General features: G+C 64.1%; 16 protein-coding genes and 1 tRNA gene. 12 read left to right on the top strand and 5 right to left on the bottom strand.

The window, feature by feature from the left end:
- Nucleotides 1-47 precede the first annotated feature (47 nt).
- Complete coding sequence (locus CP556_RS11815) at nucleotides 48-689, bottom strand: double zinc ribbon domain-containing protein (RefSeq protein WP_098725803.1); 642 nt, start codon at nucleotides 687-689, stop codon at nucleotides 48-50.
- Nucleotides 690-814: 125 nt separating this feature from the next.
- Here CP556_RS11815 and CP556_RS11810 point away from each other — a divergent pair.
- Nucleotides 815-888 (top strand) — tRNA-Tyr (locus tag CP556_RS11810).
- Nucleotides 889-1409: 521 nt separating this feature from the next.
- Here the strand turns inward: CP556_RS11810 and CP556_RS11800 are convergent.
- The 3 genes from CP556_RS11800 to CP556_RS11795 form a co-directional block, all read right to left on the bottom strand.
- A complete protein-coding gene (locus CP556_RS11800; RefSeq protein WP_098725801.1) occupies nucleotides 1410-1685 on the bottom strand; it encodes a hypothetical protein in 276 nt (91 codons plus the stop codon).
- Nucleotides 1686-2209: 524 nt separating this feature from the next.
- Nucleotides 2210-2467 carry a hypothetical protein gene (locus tag CP556_RS25300; protein WP_141551671.1) on the bottom strand — a complete coding sequence of 86 codons (258 nt, stop codon included), beginning with the start codon at nucleotides 2465-2467 and terminating at the stop codon, nucleotides 2210-2212.
- A 273-nt stretch (nucleotides 2468-2740) separates the two neighbouring features.
- The gene (locus CP556_RS11795) at nucleotides 2741-3058 is read right to left on the bottom strand and encodes a helix-turn-helix transcriptional regulator (protein WP_098725800.1); all 318 of its coding nucleotides are present in this window, start codon (nucleotides 3056-3058) and stop codon (nucleotides 2741-2743) included.
- Nucleotides 3059-3394: 336 nt separating this feature from the next.
- Between CP556_RS11795 and CP556_RS11790 the strand changes: the two genes are divergently transcribed.
- The 10 genes from CP556_RS11790 (at nucleotide 3395) to CP556_RS11745 (ending at nucleotide 15302) form a co-directional block, all read left to right on the top strand.
- A complete protein-coding gene (locus CP556_RS11790; RefSeq protein ID WP_098725799.1) occupies nucleotides 3395-3901 on the top strand; it encodes a PadR family transcriptional regulator in 507 nt (168 codons plus the stop codon).
- A gap of 327 nt (nucleotides 3902-4228) precedes the next feature.
- On the top strand, nucleotides 4229-4990 hold the full coding sequence (locus CP556_RS11785) for an ABC transporter ATP-binding protein (RefSeq protein ID WP_098725798.1): 762 nt from the start codon (nucleotides 4229-4231) through the stop codon (nucleotides 4988-4990).
- Complete coding sequence (locus CP556_RS11780) at nucleotides 4980-6269, top strand: ABC transporter permease (protein WP_098725797.1); 1290 nt, start codon at nucleotides 4980-4982, stop codon at nucleotides 6267-6269. The genes CP556_RS11785 and CP556_RS11780 overlap by 11 nt, the downstream gene beginning before the upstream one ends.
- The gene (locus CP556_RS11775) at nucleotides 6266-7498 is read left to right on the top strand and encodes an ABC transporter permease (protein ID WP_098725796.1); all 1233 of its coding nucleotides are present in this window, start codon (nucleotides 6266-6268) and stop codon (nucleotides 7496-7498) included. The genes CP556_RS11780 and CP556_RS11775 overlap by 4 nt, the downstream gene beginning before the upstream one ends.
- A 106-nt stretch (nucleotides 7499-7604) precedes the next feature.
- Nucleotides 7605-8132, top strand: coding sequence for a hypothetical protein (locus tag CP556_RS11770; protein WP_141551670.1), 528 nt, complete (start codon nucleotides 7605-7607; stop codon nucleotides 8130-8132).
- Nucleotides 8133-8293: 161 nt separating this feature from the next.
- On the top strand, nucleotides 8294-11185 hold the full coding sequence (locus tag CP556_RS11765; RefSeq protein WP_098725794.1) for a DEAD/DEAH box helicase: 2892 nt from the start codon (nucleotides 8294-8296) through the stop codon (nucleotides 11183-11185).
- Nucleotides 11186-11318: 133 nt separating this feature from the next.
- Complete coding sequence (locus tag CP556_RS11760) at nucleotides 11319-13358, top strand: PAS domain-containing sensor histidine kinase (RefSeq protein WP_098725793.1); 2040 nt, start codon at nucleotides 11319-11321, stop codon at nucleotides 13356-13358.
- A 74-nt stretch (nucleotides 13359-13432) separates the two neighbouring features.
- Nucleotides 13433-14200, top strand: coding sequence for a protein sorting system archaetidylserine decarboxylase (locus CP556_RS11755; protein ID WP_098725792.1), 768 nt, complete (start codon nucleotides 13433-13435; stop codon nucleotides 14198-14200).
- A 41-nt stretch (nucleotides 14201-14241) separates the two neighbouring features.
- The gene (locus CP556_RS11750) at nucleotides 14242-14607 is read left to right on the top strand and encodes a DUF7857 domain-containing protein (RefSeq protein ID WP_098725791.1); all 366 of its coding nucleotides are present in this window, start codon (nucleotides 14242-14244) and stop codon (nucleotides 14605-14607) included.
- A complete protein-coding gene (locus tag CP556_RS11745) occupies nucleotides 14604-15302 on the top strand; it encodes a MinD/ParA family ATP-binding protein (protein WP_098725790.1) in 699 nt (232 codons plus the stop codon). Before CP556_RS11750 ends, CP556_RS11745 begins: the two co-directional genes overlap by 4 nt.
- Before the next feature lie 52 nt (nucleotides 15303-15354).
- On the opposite strand, the gene CP556_RS11740 is transcribed toward CP556_RS11745, so the two are convergent.
- Nucleotides 15355-16638, bottom strand: coding sequence for a DUF7125 family protein (locus tag CP556_RS11740; protein ID WP_098725789.1), 1284 nt, complete (start codon nucleotides 16636-16638; stop codon nucleotides 15355-15357).
- Between the two features lie 356 nt (nucleotides 16639-16994).
- On the opposite strand from CP556_RS11740, the gene CP556_RS11735 reads away from it, so the two are divergent.
- Nucleotides 16995-18074 (top strand): outer membrane protein assembly factor BamB family protein, encoded by a 1080-nt coding sequence (locus CP556_RS11735; protein ID WP_176548174.1) that lies wholly within the window; start codon nucleotides 16995-16997, stop codon nucleotides 18072-18074.
- Nucleotides 18075-18098: the final 24 nt, after the last annotated feature.

The raw sequence follows: 18098 nt of genomic DNA, 5'->3' as shown, positions 1-18098 counted from the left end.
ATATAATAAAGCTTTCGTCGACAGTGACTCTCTTCGTCTTACACCGGTCAGAACTGCGTACTGTCGGACTCGAGGACATCCGCCGCGGGCGTCCGACGGCCGCAGCTGGGACAGAACGACCAGTCGGATCGGACCTCGTCGCCACACTCACAGAACAATCGGCGGGAGGCCTTCTCGCCACAGTTGGGGCAGTACATGTGCTCGCCGTCGAGCCGGTCGCCACACTGGTTGCACTGCCGTCCGCTGTCTCGTCCGTCGGGGGACTGCGTCTCCGCGCGTTCGCGAGCCCCCGCCGTCTCCCCGTCGTTCGGAGTCGGATCGCGCGCACCGGTCTGGCGCTGTCCGCTCGACTGCGAATTCTGCTCGCCCGACTGGACCGCCGCCCCCTCGAGCGAGATGGAGACGTTGACGTCCTGTGGGTCGGGAGACGGCGTCGGATCGCGTGCGCGAGAGTCCACGCGATCGATGCCGAGTTCCCGGAGTCGATCGTCCACACGCGTGCGAATCAGTTCGTCGATCACGCCCGCCTGTACCCGGTCCGATTCCGGGCGGTCCTCGCCGCCTGCAGCCTCGTCGCTCCCCTCGAGGTACGATCTGAGCGCCTCTCGCATCGCTTCGCTCTTGGAGGCGTCGAGCTGCTCGAGTTGCTCGACGAGGTCGTCGTCCGCGCGGAACGTGATCTTGCTCATGGCCGAAGTACCTCCGTGTTATCACCCCTCCTATATCAATCATTCTGCCGTTCAGCCTCAGTTACACGTTCGTCCAGTCTCGAATAATAACCCTTATGTGTACCACGGCGGCTACGTTTGGGTGCCCGCCCTTAGCTCAGACTGGTAGAGCAGTCGACTGTAGATCGACTTGCCCCCCGTTCAAATCGGGGAGGGCGGACTTTTACTGCGACCAACACCGCGAGCGGAGCGAGCGGTCTGGTCGCAGTAAAAGTGATTCCCGAGCCGATTTTGAACATGGAAGTCGCACGCCCACGCAGCCGAGCGAAGCGAGGCGAGTCGGAACGTCTTCCATCTGTTCAAATCGGGGAGGGCGGTTTTCTCCTAAAAACGTCGTGAGCAGTGGAGGGCGGACTTCCGTCCTCGTCGATTCCGAGCAGCCACCGGATAGCCCGCATTCCTTCGATTTCAGCCCTCTCGAGACGGCCACAAATTCTGAACCGAACACGGATCGTATCGGGGTCCGCACCGTTCTCGAGGAGAATAGCAAACTCCTCGAGAGCGTGGGCTCCGATTCGGTGGGAACGAGGACCCTACTTGTCTGGGTGATCGTGCCGCCGATGCGGTATACCGACGGTTAGGACACCGTCAGCCGGGAGCGAACGCAGTCGCCTCGCGGTCCTCGCCGATTTTCTTTCGGTTGGGTTCCCGTTCGGTATCCGATCGACGGCCTGCAGCAACTCACTCGTCGATGAGTTGGTTCGCGCGGACGATGATATAGAGCAAGACGAGTCCGGTGCCGACTGCGAGGATGAACTGGCTCGCGAGCATGTACAGAAAGCCGAGTCCGGAGGTCAACCCCAAGAGGCCGCCAAAGACGGCCCGAAAGAGGAGCGGGACGAGAGCGACCAACACGATGGCTCCGATGAGTCTCGTCAGGGGGATCGCTTCTTCGATAAGCGGATCAGTATCGAGCTCTCCGGTGTCGGGATCGAAGAACGGTCTGGAGGGCGGCATCTGCTAGAGATGACTGTCTCGTGATAATATATTTTTCGACCGATAGTATCCGAGAGAGCCGCTTGTACTGATGGCGCTTCCGGTGTACAGTCGTATGACTCGCGCGCAGCGAACGCGTCTTACAGGCACTAAGTGAGAGGCGGATCGACCGTCGCTTCCGTCGTTTACACAGAGATTCCGAGTATTTCGTTTCCCACTCAGTGGCGTGACCCGTGCGGTTTCCAGAGCACTGCCAAGACCGGCCGGGGAGATTGTAACGTCTCGAGTCGCTGCTCCTCGCTACAGCGGTGGTCCGCCTGCTCGTCGTGAACGCCGTCGGACGCCGCGTTCGATCCGAACTCGAGTCGGCCCACCGATCGATCCCAGTGACGTCGCGGGCGAGTCGATGGTTCGGCAGTGTGCTCGAGTGGCTGTCGTAGCCGCCGGTCAATTCGCTTTTGGATATCGCCAACTCCAACAACGTATATAAGTGAGAGTAGAGCTATAATGGAACTTAGACTTCTGTCTACGTAGACAAGTATTCATCACCGTCCCTGAGAACCAATTCTTGCAACGAGCGTTCCAAGAATAACTAAAACCATCACAATTCCCCCTTTTGCTAGCAATGGATATGTAACATCGATTCTCCTTAGAAGAGATGATTGTAGACGGTAGAGGGGTTCTCCTTGACTAATAGCAGTAGTCGGATTGATAGTTGCAGATAGAATTAACAAGCCGGTGAACGCAACGGTTCCGCTTATAGCGAGAACGATAGCCCATTCGTCGAGTCCGCGCCTGTTCATAGAAGAGATGATGTAGTCAATAATAAAAATAGTTCTGAGGTTCTAAGTGACAATTTTAACATACCCAAAATATGTAGGAGTCAGACAAGATGTTCATTAACCACTCGTCGAATAGCATCGGAAATACTATATTTTCAGCTAGTATTGTCCAAGACGCAACCAATTGGAAACTGCAAACCTGAACAAGTAGAAGGTCACGACAGACGAGATTAGTCAACTACGGATAGCTACGACAATAATTCCTCGTTCAGGCGCCTGTGGACGTGACTGGCATTAGTTCCCCTCAGAGTCGAATTTTGATTCTTCGTTCTCGGTTGTCTCATCGACCAAGGATTCCGTTGCATCCTCACTTGTATCAAACTCGCCGTCGAGATACGCTTCGCCGCGCTCCGTAATTACATAGACGCCATTTCCGAGATGGGTAAGCAAATCGTGCTCTGCGAGCGTCCGAAGACGCCGAGAGATGTGGGATTTCGAAACCCGCACGTAGCCGCTCTCCTCGAGTTTCTTCGGCGAACCGGAGTCCTCGTTTCGAATGTACTCGAGTATACGGTCGTCCCAGATCGTCATCCATGACCCAGATTTTCGCATTCCTGTCTCCCTTACACCGTTTGCTCCCCTATTTGCCCCGTATAGTGCCTTTTAGACACGAGAATACATTTATGCAATATCAGGGCATTAGTGGCCAGTGTGGAGCGACCGACTTGGCGAGGATGACTCTCGTCAGTTAGTGAGACCGAACGGCGTTGCACCGCCGTCCGGCCGAAGCTCCGTGATCCACAATGAATCTCGAGCGTTCCGTGGGACAAAAATCCCACACACGGCAGGAGGTATCGCCAGCACAAAGATTTGGGGTTCGCCGTCGCTGTAACACTCGAGCCCCAACCCCCACTAACACCCCCTCGACAGCGCGGGAGGTGATCCCAATTGCTCCCTGACTCGCGACCACCGACGTGGATCGAACTCACCGCCTTCCAGCGCGACTGTCTCGAGGCCATCGCCCGCCGCGAGCGGACCGGACGGCCCTGCGACGAGCGCGGAATTATCCACGCCCTCGAGCGCCGGTATCCAAGCGTCACCCGAACCCGACTCGAGCCGAACCTGCGGACCCTCGTCGGTCGCGGCCTCCTCGCGAAACGCGCGGGAGCCGACGACCGGCCGACCTATGCCCTGACCGACGAGGGGCGCGCCCTTCTCATCCAGCGCGCCGAGCGCTTCGCGGTCACCTGCGGGATCGGTGCGACCGATCGCGACGCCGGGGCCGGAGCCACCTCGAGCGGACTCCGAAGACGGACACTCGAGACTCGAGACGAGAAGGCGAAACGGTGTCCCGACTGCGGCGCGACGGTGCCCGAACGCGATCCGCTGGTCGGCTGGTGGTGCTGTGACGACTGCGGGATCCTCCTCGACGACGACGGCGAGCGGCTGACGTGACGATCGACTGCCGTCGGCCGGCGCATTCGAACTCCGCCCGCCGTCCGGGCGGTCGAACCCATCTCGGAAGCTGACTACCACGGACACCAACCTGTACGCCCTCGTTTCAGCGCCGGTCCGGCGGACAGTGCATCCCTACTGCGGCGGAACGTTCTCGAGGAGACGACCGTCACACAACGCGATGGAGCGGCGCTGACGCTCGCATCTCGGAGTGGCTACCCGACCGTTGCCGTGACCGGGAACGGGGTTAACGGAGGTCTTTCAGGGGTAACCGGGTCGAAACAATGTGTCGGTGCGCCGTCCGCTGGCAGTGAGACCCCTGTGAGGATGTTCAACCGATCAGTTCAGGATTCGCGATCGCCGGCGAGGGACCGAACGGACGAGCGCGAATCGACGACGGCCGTTCGCCTCGAGGGAGTCACCCACCGCTACGGCTCGAGCGGGGGCCGGTTCCGATCGGGTGACGAGCGCACGGTGACCGCGCTCCGCGACGTCTCCTTCGACGTCCCGACGGGGACCATCGTCGGGCTCGAGGGACCCAGCGGCAGCGGGAAGTCGACGATCCTGCACGCGGTCGCGGGGCTACTGGTGCCGACGGAGGGCAGCGTGGAACTGCGCGACACCGACCTCGCGGCGCTGTCCGACGGGGAGCGAACCCGGATGCGGCGACACCACATCGGGATCGTGTTCCAGCGGTTCCACCTCCTGCCGTCGCTGTCCGCCCGCGCGAACGTCGCGTTGCCGCTCGTGCAGGCGGGCGTTCCTCGGTCCGATCGGCGGGAGCGCGCGACTGACCTGCTCGAGGCGGTCGGCCTGGGCGACCGCACCACGCACCTGCCCGGCGAACTCAGCGGCGGCGAGCGACAGCGGGTCGCGATAGCGCGGGCGCTCTCGACGGACCCGGACGTGATCGTCGCCGACGAGCCGACGGGCGAACTCGACACGGCGACCGGCGGGGACGTCCTCGAGCTCCTGACCGATATCGGGCGCGACCGGGCGGTGCTGGTGGCCTCGCACGACGCGGCCACGCTGTCCGTCGCGGACCGCGTCATCACGCTTCGCGACGGGCGGGTGGACGATGTCCGATGAGACCGACGAGTTACCCGAGGGCGTCGAGACGCGGCGACGAACGCGGTGGTCGGGCCTCGTCGGACTGACGCTCACGAGGTGGCGCCAGCGGGCGACGGGAACGACGGCGGGCCGGATCGCGTCGACCGTCGGTGCCGTCGCACTGACGATCGCGTTCCTGCTCGTCGTGACGGGCATCGCGCTGGCGCTGGCCGACGGCGGCGCGACGAGCAGGGACGACGCGGACGTCCGTATTACGCCGACCGAGGGGAGCACGCTCTCGTCCGTCGACGGGGTCGAAGGCCCCCGACTCGGAGCGACGAACGAACGGGCCGACACGATCCGCTCGCACGACGGCGTCGAGCACGCGTCGCCGGTGCTCGTCGAGACGGCCCGACTCGAGTCGACCGACGGAGACCCGCGGACCGTCCGTCTCGTCGGCGTCGTTCCCGACGGCGAATCGCGGACCGTCGCGGGACTGCTGACGGACCGCCTCGAGTCCGGCGATTCCCACTACGCGAACGGATCCTACGACGGCCCGCGCAACGGCGAGATCGTGCTCTCTCGCACCGCGGCCGACCGACTCGGCGCGTCCGACGGCGACGAACTGGCCGTCTCGAGGGGGCCGATGCGGTCGAACGAGACGGCGGTAACGGTGACGGTAGCGGCCGTGGGGGACGGCGGTGGCGGCGAGGGCGGTGAGGGTGGCGCTCCGGTCGCGCTCGCGCACGCGAGCGAACTCCAGTCGCTTTCCGGGGCCGCGGACGGCCAACTCGCCGATCGGGTGTTAGTCTGGGGCGAGACCGACGCCGCGCAGTCGGCCGCCACCGGCGCGTATCCCGACGCATCGGTCGAGGTCGCCGGGACCGCCGACCCCACCGCGCTGTTCGAGGACGGGCTGGCGTTCGCGACCAGCGTGATCGCGCTGATCGTCGGCGTGACGATCTGTGCCTCGTTCGTCGCGACGACCATGGGCATGACCGTCGACGAGGACCGACGGACGCTGGCCGTCCTCGAGTCGATTGGCGTCCCCACCCGCGGCCGACTTGCCGTCGTCGCGATCTCGACGGGGATCACCACGTTCGTCGGCTCGCTCGCGGGAATCGCCCTCGGCGCGGGGGGGATCATGGGCGTCAACGCGATCGCCAGCGCGACCATCGCGCCGGGGGCAGTCGCCCAGTTTCATCCGTTGTTCGTCCCGTACGCGATCGCCGTCGCCCTCCTCTCGGGACTGGTCGCCGTTCCCTACCCGCTCGCGGTGGCCGCGCGAACGTCCGTCCTCTCGGAGGTGGGTCGATGAGCGTCGGCGGTGCAATCGTTCGAACGCGAGCCGTCATCGGACTCGCGCTCGCCCAACTTCGGCGCTCGCCCGGTCGGACCGTCCTCACCGTGCTCGCGGTCACCCTGGCCGTCCTCTCGGTGACCGTCCTCGCGAGCCTCGGCGTGGGCGTCGTCGAGAAGGGAGAGCAGGGACTGGACAGCGCCGATCGGGACATCTGGATCTCTCGCTCTCCGGTCGATCCGGCGGCCAGCGGGACGGAGAACCCGATCTCCGGCGCTCACGGCACGGCGGCTCAGCTCACCGCGCGGGACGATATCGCCTCGGCCTCTCCGATCGCGATGTACGACGTCTACCTCGGAACGGACCCGTCAGACCTCCAGCGCAGACCCGCGGTCGGCGTCCAGGAGACCCACGACGGCTTCGACTTCGAGGCGGGCCAGGGGTTCGAGGTCGACGAGGAGACCGCCGCCAGCCCCCCGCCCGACGAGCCCCAACGCGACGAGATCATCCTCGATCCACGGGTCGCCGATGAACTGGGCGTCTCGGTCGGCGACACGATCTACGTCGGGACCAGCCGACACACGGCGGAGACGAACGAGCTCACCGTTATCGGGATCTCGGGCTACTACTCGCAGTACCTCGGCTCGCCGGCAGTGACGGTCCCGCTGGGCGACCTGCAGGCCATCGCCGGCACGTCGGGGACCGATCGGGCGACGTACCTCACCGCCGACGTGGTGGACGACGCCGACCGCGACGCCGTCGCGGCCGACCTCGGCGAGGCGTATCCCGAGTACGACGTTCGGACCAGCGACAATCAGGTACAGTCGATGCTCGAGGAGCGCACGATGGTGCTCGCGAGCGGCGCGACGCTGGTCGGGCTCGCCGTCCTCGGCGGGATCGTCCTGACGGCCAACCTGTTCGCGCTCGTGGCCCACCAGCAGCGCGAGGAACTGGCGGCGCTTCGCGCGATCGGCCTCTCTCGCCGGCTGCTCGCCGGCACGATCGGCACGCAGGGACTCGTCATCGGCCTGCTCGGCGGCCTGCTCGCCGTCGCGGTGACGCCGCTGGCCGTGATCGGGTTGAACCGATTCTCGGCGTCGGTACTCGGTTTCGAGCGACTCCTCCGGACGCCGCCCGAGATCTACGCCGGCGGGTTCGCGCTCGCGCTCGGTGCCGGAACGATCGTCGCGATCGTCGCCGGCTGGCGCGCCGGCCGTTACGCCCGAATCGAACATCTCCAGGCCTGAGAACCTCGAGGCCTGAACCCGAGCCAGCGATGCCGATCGAGCCCCGTCGGCGGTGCCGGCTTTCGCACGCCGAACCCACTTGCCAGCAGGTCCCGTACATCTCGTGATGCGACTACGAACACCTGGTCAAGAACAATCGCCCTCGGTGGCGTCCGGATCGGAATCGACGGCTGACGCTTCCTCGACGGGCGGCCTCGTCAAACACCTTCTCACCGCCGTCGGGATCATCGCGTTCGCGTACGCCGTGTCGCGGCTTCTGGACTCGAGGGAGTCGATCCCCGCAGTCGATGAAATCCAAGAGCGAGCCGCGGAGACCGTTCCGGACGAGGTCCAGAGCCGGGCCGTCGACGCCGTCCCCGACGACCGGATCGAGACGATACGGAACCGAACCGGTCAGACCGTTCCCGACGATATCACAGAGATCTCAATCGACGGGCCCAGGAGCGAAGCGTCCGAGGCCGAGCCCAATCTCGAGTCGTCCACCGACACGATCGAGAGCAGCGACGAGTCCGACGTGACGGGGCTGAACGAGGACGATACTGACGAACTCGACGAAGGGGGAACGGACGAGGACGATGACGACGCGGTCGGCGCGGAGTCCGATAGCGATCAGGATGCGGGACTCGAGGAGTGAGTCGTCAGGCGGTGAAGGCGACAACGAGACGAGAGCGTGACGAGAGCGAGAGGAAATCGGAACGAGAGCGTGACGAGAGCGAGGAGAAATCCACGACATCGGTCGCGGGTAACTGGCCGGAAACGTGGTCCTTATCCGCCGTTCGTCCCTAGCGCGTTTCGATGACTGACGGGGACGTCGCGGCGTTTACGCACCTCGGGGCGACGGTTCGGGGAGCGCTCTCCGAACGCGGTTTCTCGCAGCCGACGGCGCCACAGCGACTGGCGATTCCGCCGCTGTCGGCCGGCGAGAACACGCTCGTGATCGCGCCCACCGGAAGCGGCAAGACCGAGACGGCGATGTTGCCCGTCTTCGACCATCTGGTTGCGGACGACGGTGAGCCGAGCACACCGAGGCGATCCTCGTCGGAGAGTCCCGCCGACGGCGGTCCATCGGAGGGGTTCGGCGTACTCTATATTACCCCGCTACGGGCGCTCAACCGCGACATGCGCGAGCGACTCGAGTGGTGGGGCGACTACCTCGGTCTCGAGGTCGACGTTCGCCACGGCGACACGACCCAGTACCAGCGGGGGAAACAGGCCGAGGAGCCCCCGGACGTGCTGATCACGACGCCCGAAACCGTGCAAGCGATGCTCACCGGCAAGCGGCTGCGGGAGGCGCTCGCGGACGTCTCTCACGTCGTGATCGACGAAGTGCACGAACTCGCCGCCTCGAAGCGGGGCGCGCAGTTAGCGATCGGCCTCGAGCGACTCCGGGACCTCGCTGGCCCGTTCCAGCGGATCGGCCTCTCGGCGACCGTCGGCGATCCGGGCGAGGTCGGCCAGTTCCTCACGGGCGGTCGCCCCTGCGAGATTCGCGAGATCGACGTCGGGAGCAACGTCGACGTGACGGTCCGCGAGCCCGCGGTGACCGAAGAGGACGAACGGCTGGCCGGCGAACTCATGACCGAGGCTGACACGGCCAGTCACGTCCGGCTGATCCGTGACCTGGTCGAGGACCACGAATCGACGCTCATTTTCGTCAACACTCGCCAGACCGCCGAAGCGCTGGGTTCGCGATTCAAGGAACTCGACCTGCCGATCGGCGTCCACCACGGCTCGCTCTCGAAGGAGGCGCGGATCGACGTCGAGGACCGGTTCAAGGCCGGCGGGATCGACGGGCTGTTGTGTACATCTTCGATGGAGCTCGGCATCGACGTGGGGCAGGTCGATCACGTGATCCAGTACAAGAGCCCCCGACAGGTCACCCGCCTCCTCCAGCGAATCGGTCGCGCGGGTCACCGACAGGACGAGGTCTCGAGCGGCACGATCGTCACGACGCGGCCCGACGACACGTTCGAAGCGCTTTCGATCGCTCGCCGGGCCCGCGACGGCGAGGTCGAGCCGGCGGCGATCCACGAGGGGAGCCTGGACGTGGTCGCGAATCAGCTGCCGGCGATCGTCCAGAGCCGCGGCGACACGTACGTCGACGACGCCGTCGAGACGGTCACGCGGTCGTATCCCTTCCGGACCGTCCCAGCGGAGACGATCCGCGAGATCATTTCTGAACTCCACCGGAATCGAATTCTCTGGTTCGACGAGGCCGAGGATCGCATCGAGACCACCGGCGGCACCTGGCAGTACGTTTACGCCAATCTCTCGATGATCCCGGACGAGGAAACCTACGAGGTCCACGACATCGCCTCTGGGGGCCAGATCGGGACCTTAGACGAGCGCTTCGTCGTCAACTTCGCTCAGCCCGGCGAGGTGTTCATCCAGCGCGGCGAGATGTGGCGGATCGCCGAGATCGACGACGAGGAGGCTCGAGTCAAGGTCAGCCCGATCGAGGACCCCGCCGGTGAGGTCCCCTCGTGGATCGGCCAGGAAATCCCCGTCCCCGCCGCGGTCGCGGGCGAGGTCGGCGAAATTCGCGCAGTCGCGGAACCACAACTCGAAAGCGGTGCCGACGCCGCCGCGGTCGGCCGCGAACTCGCTCACCGCTATCCCGCCGACGAGTACACCCTGACCGAGGCCTGCGCGCAACTCGAGGCCCAGATCGACGCCGACGCGCCGATGCCGACGGCGGATCGACTGGTCCTCGAGCGACAGGGTCGAACGATCGTACTCAACGCCCCCTTCGGCCACACGGCGAACGAGACGCTCGGTCGGATTCTCTCTGCGCTGCTGGGACAGCGCGCGGGGTCCTCGGTCGGCCTCGAGACCGATCCCTACCGGATCGAACTCGAGGTGCCGAACTCGATCGCGACGAGCGACGTGCTCGCGGTGCTCGAGGAGACCGATCCCGACCACGTCGAGGCGATCGTCGAACTCGGGCTCAAGCGCTCCGACGCGCTGGCCTTTCGGCTCGCGCAGGTCTCCGCGAAGTTCGGCGCGCTCAAGCGCTGGCAGAATCAGGGATCGGGTCGCATCTCGAACGACCGCTTGCTCGCCGCGCTCGAGGACACGCCGATGTACGAGGAGGCGATTCGAGAGGTGTTCCACGAGGACCTCGACATCGAACGCGCGAGTTCGGTGCTCGAGCGGGTCCAGTCGGGGGACCTCGAACTGGTGACCCACCGCGGGCGCACGCCGGTCGGACTGGGCGGTCGTTCGTCGGGCGGCAAGGAACTCCTCGCACCCGAAAACGCCGACGCGAGCGTCATCAAGACGGTCAAGGAGCGAATTCAGGACGATCGCGTCATCCTGCTGTGTACCCACTGCACCGAGTGGAAGGTGAAAACGAAAGTCAAGCGAGTGCCCGACCAGCCCGAGTGTCCCGAGTGCGGGTCGACGCGGATCGCCTCCCTGAACCCGTGGGCCGACGAGGTCGTGCAAGCGGTCCGGTCGCAGGAAAAAGACGACGAGCAACGAGAGATGACCGAACGCGCGTTCCGGGCCGCAGGCCTCGTCCAGAGCCACGGCAAGCAAGCTGTCATCGCGATGGCCGCACGCGGCGTCGGACCGCACAACGCCGCCCAGATCATCAACAAACTCCGCGAGGACGAGGCCGAGTTCTATCGGGACATTCTCTCGAAGGAGCGCGAATACGCACGGACGCAGGCGTTCTGGGACTGACCGGAGAGCCGGAACCTCACCGACGGTCCGATCGAGGACCTCGATGCCGTCCGACTCCTGCCCGACCGACTGACTTCCACCGATCACTACCCGTTCCACAGCCCTTATCTACGCGACACCCAAACTCGGCTCAATGGATTCCGGCCCGTCAAATGATCCGTCCGCGGCTGCGGACGAGTCCGAAACCGGTTCGTTCCCCGACCGGATGGCGGGGCTACTCGAGGCGGCGGACATCGCCCGTTTTCGAGCGACGCCATCCGGGACGATCGTCGATGGTAACGACGCGTTCACGCGGCTGACGGGCTACGCGCGGACCGAACTCGACGAGCGGCCGTTCGACGCCCTTTTCGACGACGGAACGTCCCTCGAGTCACTCGTTTCGGAGCTCGACGAAGGGAGTACGTCGCCGACGTCGACGCCGGTTTCGATTCGAACGAAGACGGGGAGCGTCCCCTGTACGGTCCACCTCGATCGACGGCCGCGAGACGACGCCGATCAGGAACCGACGATCGACGGAATTGTCCGCCGACGGCGCGCCCCCGCTCGCTCGGCGGCGGCGGCGTCCGACTCCGATCTCACGTACGGCCGAACCTTCGAGGCGCTGGCGAACGCGCTCCCAGACGGCATCATCGTCCTCGATACGGACAGCGACATCCAGTACGCCAACCCGGCCGTCGAACGCATTCTCGGCCACGATCCCGACGAACTCGTCGGCTCGAGCAAGGTCGAGATTATCCCAGAGAGACTGCGCCAGACCCACCTCTCCGCGCTCCAGCGCTACCTCGAGACCGGCGAGCGAAACATCAACTGGACCTACGTCGAGCTGCCGGGCCAGCACGCGGACGGCCGCGAGGTCCCCCTCGGGGTCTCGCTCAACGATTTCACCTTCGACGGCGACCGCTACTTCGTCGGCCTCTTTCGGGACATATCGCCGCGCAAAGAGGCCGAACGGACCCTGACGGAGAAGGTGGTCCAACTCGAGTCGGTTTCGTATCTCGGCCGACACGCCCTCGAGAATCCGGACGTCGACGACATGCTCGAGAAAGCGACCGAACTGGTCGCGTCGGCACTCGACGCGGAGTACGCGATCGTCTTCGAACACGACGCGGACGGCCCCGACGGCGAGGTGCTTCGGCTCCGGGCCGGTACCGGCCTCGGTGTCGTCGAGGACGAGACGACGCCCGCGGCGGATTCGATCGCCGCCGCCGCACTGACAGATGACGGCCCCATCGTGATCGAGGACCTCGAGAGCGACCCGCGGTTCGACGGTCCGTCACTGGTGCCCGACCGCGACGTCCGGAGCGGGATCACCGTCGCTATCGGGCCCAAGAGCGATCCGTGGGGCGTCCTCGACGTCTACGACACCGATCGTCGGGAGTTCGCCGACCACGACGTCGACTTCCTCGAGAGCGTCGCCACGATCATCGCGACGGCGATCGAGCGCCAGGGGTACGAGCGACGCCTCAACGAGACGGTTTCGGAACTCGAGGCGTCGAACGAGCGGCTCGAGCAGTTCGCCTACGCCGCCTCCCACGATCTGCAAGAACCCTTGCGGATGGTCTCGAGCTACCTCCAGTTGATCGAGCGCCGGTACGCCGACGAACTCGACGCGGACGGTCGCGAGTTCATCGACTACGCGGTCGACGGCGCAAACCGCATGAGCGAGATGATCGACGGCCTGCTCGAGTACTCCCGGATCGACTCGCAGGGCGACCCCTTCGAACCCGTCGATCTCGACGCCGTGCTCGAGGATGTCCTGACGGATCTGCAGATGATGGTCGAGCGATCCGACGCCGAGATCGCCGCCGAGCCGTTACCCAAGGTCCAGGGCGACCCACATCAGCTCCGCCAACTGTTCCAGAACCTGCTCTCGAACGCGATCGAGTACAGTGGCGACGAACCGCCGCGGGAGGATATCACCGCCGAGCGGAGCGGCGGAACGTGGGAGATTTCGGTCCGCGACGAGGGGATCGGCATCGATCCCGACGAGCGGGATCGCGTGTTCCGGGTATTCCAGCGACTCCACAGTCGCGAGGAGTACGAGGGGACGGGAATCGGACTCGCGCTCTGTCGCCGCATCGTCGAGCGCCACGGCGGGGAGATCTGGGTTGACGCCGAACCCGGCGAGGGCTCGACGTTCACCGTCACGATTCCCGTCAACGGATCGCGGTAGCGACTCGAGGGAGGGCCGCCGTTCCGACCCGTCGATCCGTAACGGCCATACGCCTCGCTCGCGTCATTTCGCCCATGAAATTCGCGCCGGGGGCCTGGAAGTACGCCATCGTTCCACTGCTCGCCGCCCCGTTTGCACTTCTCATTAGCGTGACGGCGAGCCTCGTCGCGCTCGCGGCCGGTGCCGGGACCCTCGCGTTCTTTCGCGATCCCGAGCGCTCCCCGCCGCCGACGGGCGTCGTCTCGCCGGCCGACGGGAACGTCTCCGTTCTCCGCGAGGAAGGCGACCGAGTTCGGCTGGGCATCTTCATGAACGTCTGGCACGTCCACGTCGTCCGTTCTCCCTTCACGGGCCGAGTCACCGACGTCGAACACGTCTCCGGGGCGAACCGCCCGGCCTTCTCGAAGGAGTCCGACCGAAACGAGCGCGTCCACGTCCGCCTCGAGACCGACTCCCCAAACCTGCCGTCCGACGCGGGCGACGACGGGGCCGCAGCGATCGCGGACGACGGCGGGGAGCCCGTCGGAGACGACCGCGGAGAATCGGCCACCGACGACCCAAATGCACACCCTGACGAACCCGCCCACGACGCCGACGTCACGCTCATCGCCGGCGCGTTCGCCCGCCGCATCCACCCCTACGCCGAGCGCGGCGACGACCTCGAGCGAGGCGAACGGATCGGTCACATCGCCTTCGGCAGCCGCGTCGACCTGCTCTTTCCGCCGGCGGTCGACCTCGAGGACGTCACCGTCGATATCGGGGACTCGATGACCGCCGGAGAGAGCGTCGTGCTCGAGTCGTCGGCCGGCACCCTGGCTGGCGAGTTCGACCTCGAGACCTGATTCGGCGATTCTTTATCCGATATCGAGCGGCCAACGCGACCGTGATCGAACTCGACTGGGAGATCGACCGGATCGAGGGAGTGACGCTGGTTTCCGCGACCGTCGCGACCACCGCGACGACGCCACAACGAGTCCGTCTCGAGAGCCGACTCGACGGCCCTCTCTGGCATCCCGGTCGCGGACCGCATCCAGATCCCGAGTGGACCGACGCGGGCTGGGACGGGATCGTGGAACCGAACCAGCACCGCGGTATCGGCTTCGCGAGTCCCGCAGCGCCCGCTGACCCGCCGCTCGAAGTGGTGTCCGCTCGGCGGGCCTCGACCGATCGGTCGGCGAGCGAGGCCGACGCGCTCGCGTCACTGACCGAGTGGAAACCGACGCCCGACGTTCTCGAACGGCAGCGATGATCGTCGCCGTCAGCGGCGGCAAAGGCGGCGTCGGTAAATCGACGATCGCGTTGAACCTCGGTCGCGAGCTGGACGCGGTCGTCGTCGACGGCGACCTCACGACCGCCGACCTCCCACGCGGTCACGGCCCGAACCTCCACGATGTGCTCGCCGGTCGCGCCGACCCGCTCGAGGCGATCGACCGCCGCGATGCGGTGCGCGTCCTTCCGTGCGGGCGAACCCTCGCCGGCGCTCGCGCTGTGGACCTGACCGCGTTCGCGCGAGTGATCGACCGGATCGAACGCGAGTTCGGTCGCGTCCTCGTCGACTGTCCCGCCGGGCTGGCGCGTGACGTGGGCCAACAACTCGCATGCGCCCAGCTGACCGTCCTCGTGACGACGCCGACCGAGCCGGCCCTGACCGATGCGCTCCGGACGAAGCGGCTCGCCCTCGATCTCGAGACGCCGGTCGCAGCCGTCGTCCTCAACAGGGCTGACACTGCGGCCATCGATCGGATCGGTGACCGCGTCGAGCGGTACTTCGGCGCGCCGGCGATCGGGCTCGAGGAACTGCCGGCGGTCGCCGACGCGCAGGCCCACCGGCGTCCCGTTCGCGACGTCCATCCCGACTGTTCGGCCGTCGACGCCGTTCAGACGGTCGCCCAGCGGATCGAACGCTGCGAGAAACGGCTGACCGATCGAATCGGTGTCCGCTGATCGGTACGATACCGGAGATCAGGTATGAGTCGGCTACTTCTCAGAGAGCGAGTCAGAACGCGTCACTAGTCGGGGCGACCGTCTCCTCTCCGAACTCGAGTTCGATCGCTTCCGTGGTCGCCCCGTCGGCTCTATACTTCGGAACCGACAGATAGTGTTCGACGTTCGCCCCTGTCTCGGGCGTGACCGCCGTTATCTCGAAGACCGCATCGGCTGCGTGCGTCGTCACTGTTCGATTCGACGGAATCGTGTGACCCTTTAGACAGTGTAACAGGCCGATGCTCCCGGTTTCGACCAGTTGCTCCTTGAGGTCGTCGAGAAACGACACGTACTCGTCACGACCGTCCCGCTCGAGCGCGTTCACGGGATCGACGACCAGCGTGGACGACGCCGGGAGTTTATCGGCCATCGATCTCGCCTCAGCGAGCCCGTTCTCATCACTGAGGCGGCGGACCGTCGGATTTCCCGTCGCCGTCGGAACGGACTCGAGCGCTCGCTGAACGTTGGCCGACGACCGTTCAGTCGACAGATAGAGCGTGCCGCGGACGGCAGTCGCCTCGGAGAGAAACCGTTCGGAGCGACTGGCCGGGGCCGCCACGACCGCGACCATGGATCCCGGTTCCAGCCCGCCACCGAACGCCCGATCGAGTGGATCGTACCCGGTCCGCAGCAGATCGTCGTCGTACGGAGGAGCCGATCCATCCATCGCGGTTCTCGTCGCTATCGTCGCCGCGATCTCGTCGTAGGCCGCTCGAGTCGCCTCGTCCGTCAGCGGTGCCGTTCCGTCGGGCACCCGGCCTAGAACCGGCACGTCGGTCCACGACCTGACCGTCTTCGGGACGCTCTCGCATCTGTTTACCACCGTTCCGACAATCGGCACCTCGAGTCGGCGGGCCATCTCGATCGTCGTTTCCGCGGCGGAGATGCTGCGCTCGCTATCAGTCGTGACGACGATCACTCCCTCGGCTGCCGAGAGCGGTTCGACGACATCGATCCCCGCCCCCGACGGACAGTCCACGAAGGTTCGGACGGCGTCGGACTCGAGGCGGTCGAGCGCCACCTCGAAGTTCACCTCGTTCGACGATTTGGGGGCCGACAACAGCCCGACGTTCGACGTTCGGGGACTCCGTTGGACGACCGATTCGACGTCGGCGTCGGACTCGAGTGCGGCGAGCGTCGGCGTCCGATCAACGCCGCCCGCAACGTGCAAGTTCGGCAGTTGGCAATCGGCGTCGATCGCGATCGATGTCGTTCCACGTCTCCCGACGGCCTCCGCGAGCCCAATCGTCGTTACCGTCTTTCCACAGCCGCCCTTCGCGCCGGCGATAGCGATCATACCGACAGTGGTGCGGCATCCTTTTTGAACCTCCGTCAGGTCCTGACGGTTGGTCTCTGGTTGTCTGGATGGCTGTTGCTCGAGCGGCGAATCCGACGATAGTCAACTACTACTCCGTGATCGATCCCGTTCGACGCTGGATTTCTGCTCGAGACAGTATCCTAAAAATTATACTTTGTTGAAGTAAAGTAACCGTACATAACATGGGTCGGAAATCGATTCGGACGCGCCGGAACTGGTTGGCGAGTTGTGCGAGCGTTACTGCGGGGCTTGCAACGCTGGCTGGGTGTACGAATAGTGACGAGACGAGTGACGAACCTGAAAACAGCGAGGAACTCCCACCTACCAGGTGGCCGATGTACGGGGTTGACCCACAGAATACTGGCCATCATCCGACGGCGACTGGACCGAGTGGTGAAGAGGTAGAACTGCGGACCGTCTTTGAATCGGAAGGAGTGATTAGTAACAGTCCGGCAATCGTTGACGGGACGTTGTACGTCGCTGCAGACAACCATCTCCACGCAGTCGACCTTGCGACTGAGGAACTCGAATGGAAGAAACAGGTAACTGATCTACGCGGTGCCTATCCGACGGTGTCTGACGAGAAAGTATATGCTGGGACGGAAAATGGAATTGTCGCGATTAACCGAAATAGTGAGGATATCTCATGGAGGAAGGACGTGGGAATTAGCAGTATCAACCCGGTACTAGCTGGCAATTCGGTAGTTGGTACGGAAAATATGATTTTATATCGTTTCCATCCTGAAACTGGTGCTGAAACTATACTTCACGATCTGCGAAATCACAACGGTGGACGTCCCTATACAGATATTCCAGCTTATAACAACGGGATTGTCTACTTTGCGGGAGGGCACTTTCTTTATGCGGTGAATGCTGAAAGTGGAAAAGTCGAATGGACATTCAAAAACCCGGAAGGAAAATCCTTGGGAGATAGCAATCCAACAGTTGCTAATGGAACGGTCTATATCGGGGGCAAAAATCAACGATTATACGCGATTGATGCCGATAATGGCACAGAAGAGTGGTCAGAGAAGATTAGTGCAAGTGTGGAATGTAGTCCGTCAATAGCAGATGGAACGATCTATTTCGGCGGGGCTGGTGCTGGAGGTCAACAGTTCTTTGCTATTGATATTAAAAATCAGGAATACATTTGGGAACCACAGGACTTGCGATATAGTATACGCTCAAAACCAGTAATTGTTGACGGAATGGTTTACGTCACCAGTTATCAGGACATTTTTGCATTTGATTCGGAAGACGGTACTATTAAATGGGATTTCAAAAATCTTGGAGAAGAAGTGGGAGATTCTTTAGGCTCATCATTGGCTGTCTTTGATGGGTCTCTCTATGTATCTACAACAGATGGAAAGATCCACACTATATCTGGGAAAAGTAGCCCTCATATTCTGACATAAGGTTCCTATGAGAAAATTCGACAG

The sequence above is a fragment of the Natrinema sp. CBA1119 genome, assembly GCF_002572525.1.
Classification (GTDB): Archaea; Halobacteriota; Halobacteria; order Halobacteriales; family Natrialbaceae; genus Natrinema.
This window is presented reverse-complemented; position numbering and strand designations above follow the sequence as displayed.

Excerpts from the sequence above, each read along its gene's own strand:
- CP556_RS11785 (WP_098725798.1), top strand. The coding sequence starts at position 4,229 with ATGTTCAACCGATCAGTTCAGGATTCGCGATCGCCGGCGAGGGACCGA.
- CP556_RS25300 (WP_141551671.1), bottom strand. The coding sequence starts at position 2,467 with ATGAACAGGCGCGGACTCGACGAATGGGCTATCGTTCTCGCTATAAGC.
- CP556_RS11765 (WP_098725794.1), top strand. The coding sequence starts at position 8,294 with ATGACTGACGGGGACGTCGCGGCGTTTACGCACCTCGGGGCGACGGTT.
- CP556_RS11780 (WP_098725797.1), top strand. The coding sequence starts at position 4,980 with ATGTCCGATGAGACCGACGAGTTACCCGAGGGCGTCGAGACGCGGCGA.
- CP556_RS11815 (WP_098725803.1), bottom strand. The coding sequence starts at position 689 with ATGAGCAAGATCACGTTCCGCGCGGACGACGACCTCGTCGAGCAACTC.
- CP556_RS11760 (WP_098725793.1), top strand. The coding sequence starts at position 11,319 with ATGGATTCCGGCCCGTCAAATGATCCGTCCGCGGCTGCGGACGAGTCC.
- CP556_RS11775 (WP_098725796.1), top strand. The coding sequence starts at position 6,266 with ATGAGCGTCGGCGGTGCAATCGTTCGAACGCGAGCCGTCATCGGACTC.
- CP556_RS11740 (WP_098725789.1), bottom strand. The coding sequence starts at position 16,638 with ATGATCGCTATCGCCGGCGCGAAGGGCGGCTGTGGAAAGACGGTAACG.
- CP556_RS11795 (WP_098725800.1), bottom strand. The coding sequence starts at position 3,058 with ATGCGAAAATCTGGGTCATGGATGACGATCTGGGACGACCGTATACTC.
- CP556_RS11755 (WP_098725792.1), top strand. The coding sequence starts at position 13,433 with ATGAAATTCGCGCCGGGGGCCTGGAAGTACGCCATCGTTCCACTGCTC.
- CP556_RS11735 (WP_176548174.1), top strand. The coding sequence starts at position 16,995 with ATGTACGGGGTTGACCCACAGAATACTGGCCATCATCCGACGGCGACT.
- CP556_RS11800 (WP_098725801.1), bottom strand. The coding sequence starts at position 1,685 with ATGCCGCCCTCCAGACCGTTCTTCGATCCCGACACCGGAGAGCTCGAT.
- CP556_RS11770 (WP_141551670.1), top strand. The coding sequence starts at position 7,605 with ATGCGACTACGAACACCTGGTCAAGAACAATCGCCCTCGGTGGCGTCC.
- CP556_RS11745 (WP_098725790.1), top strand. The coding sequence starts at position 14,604 with ATGATCGTCGCCGTCAGCGGCGGCAAAGGCGGCGTCGGTAAATCGACG.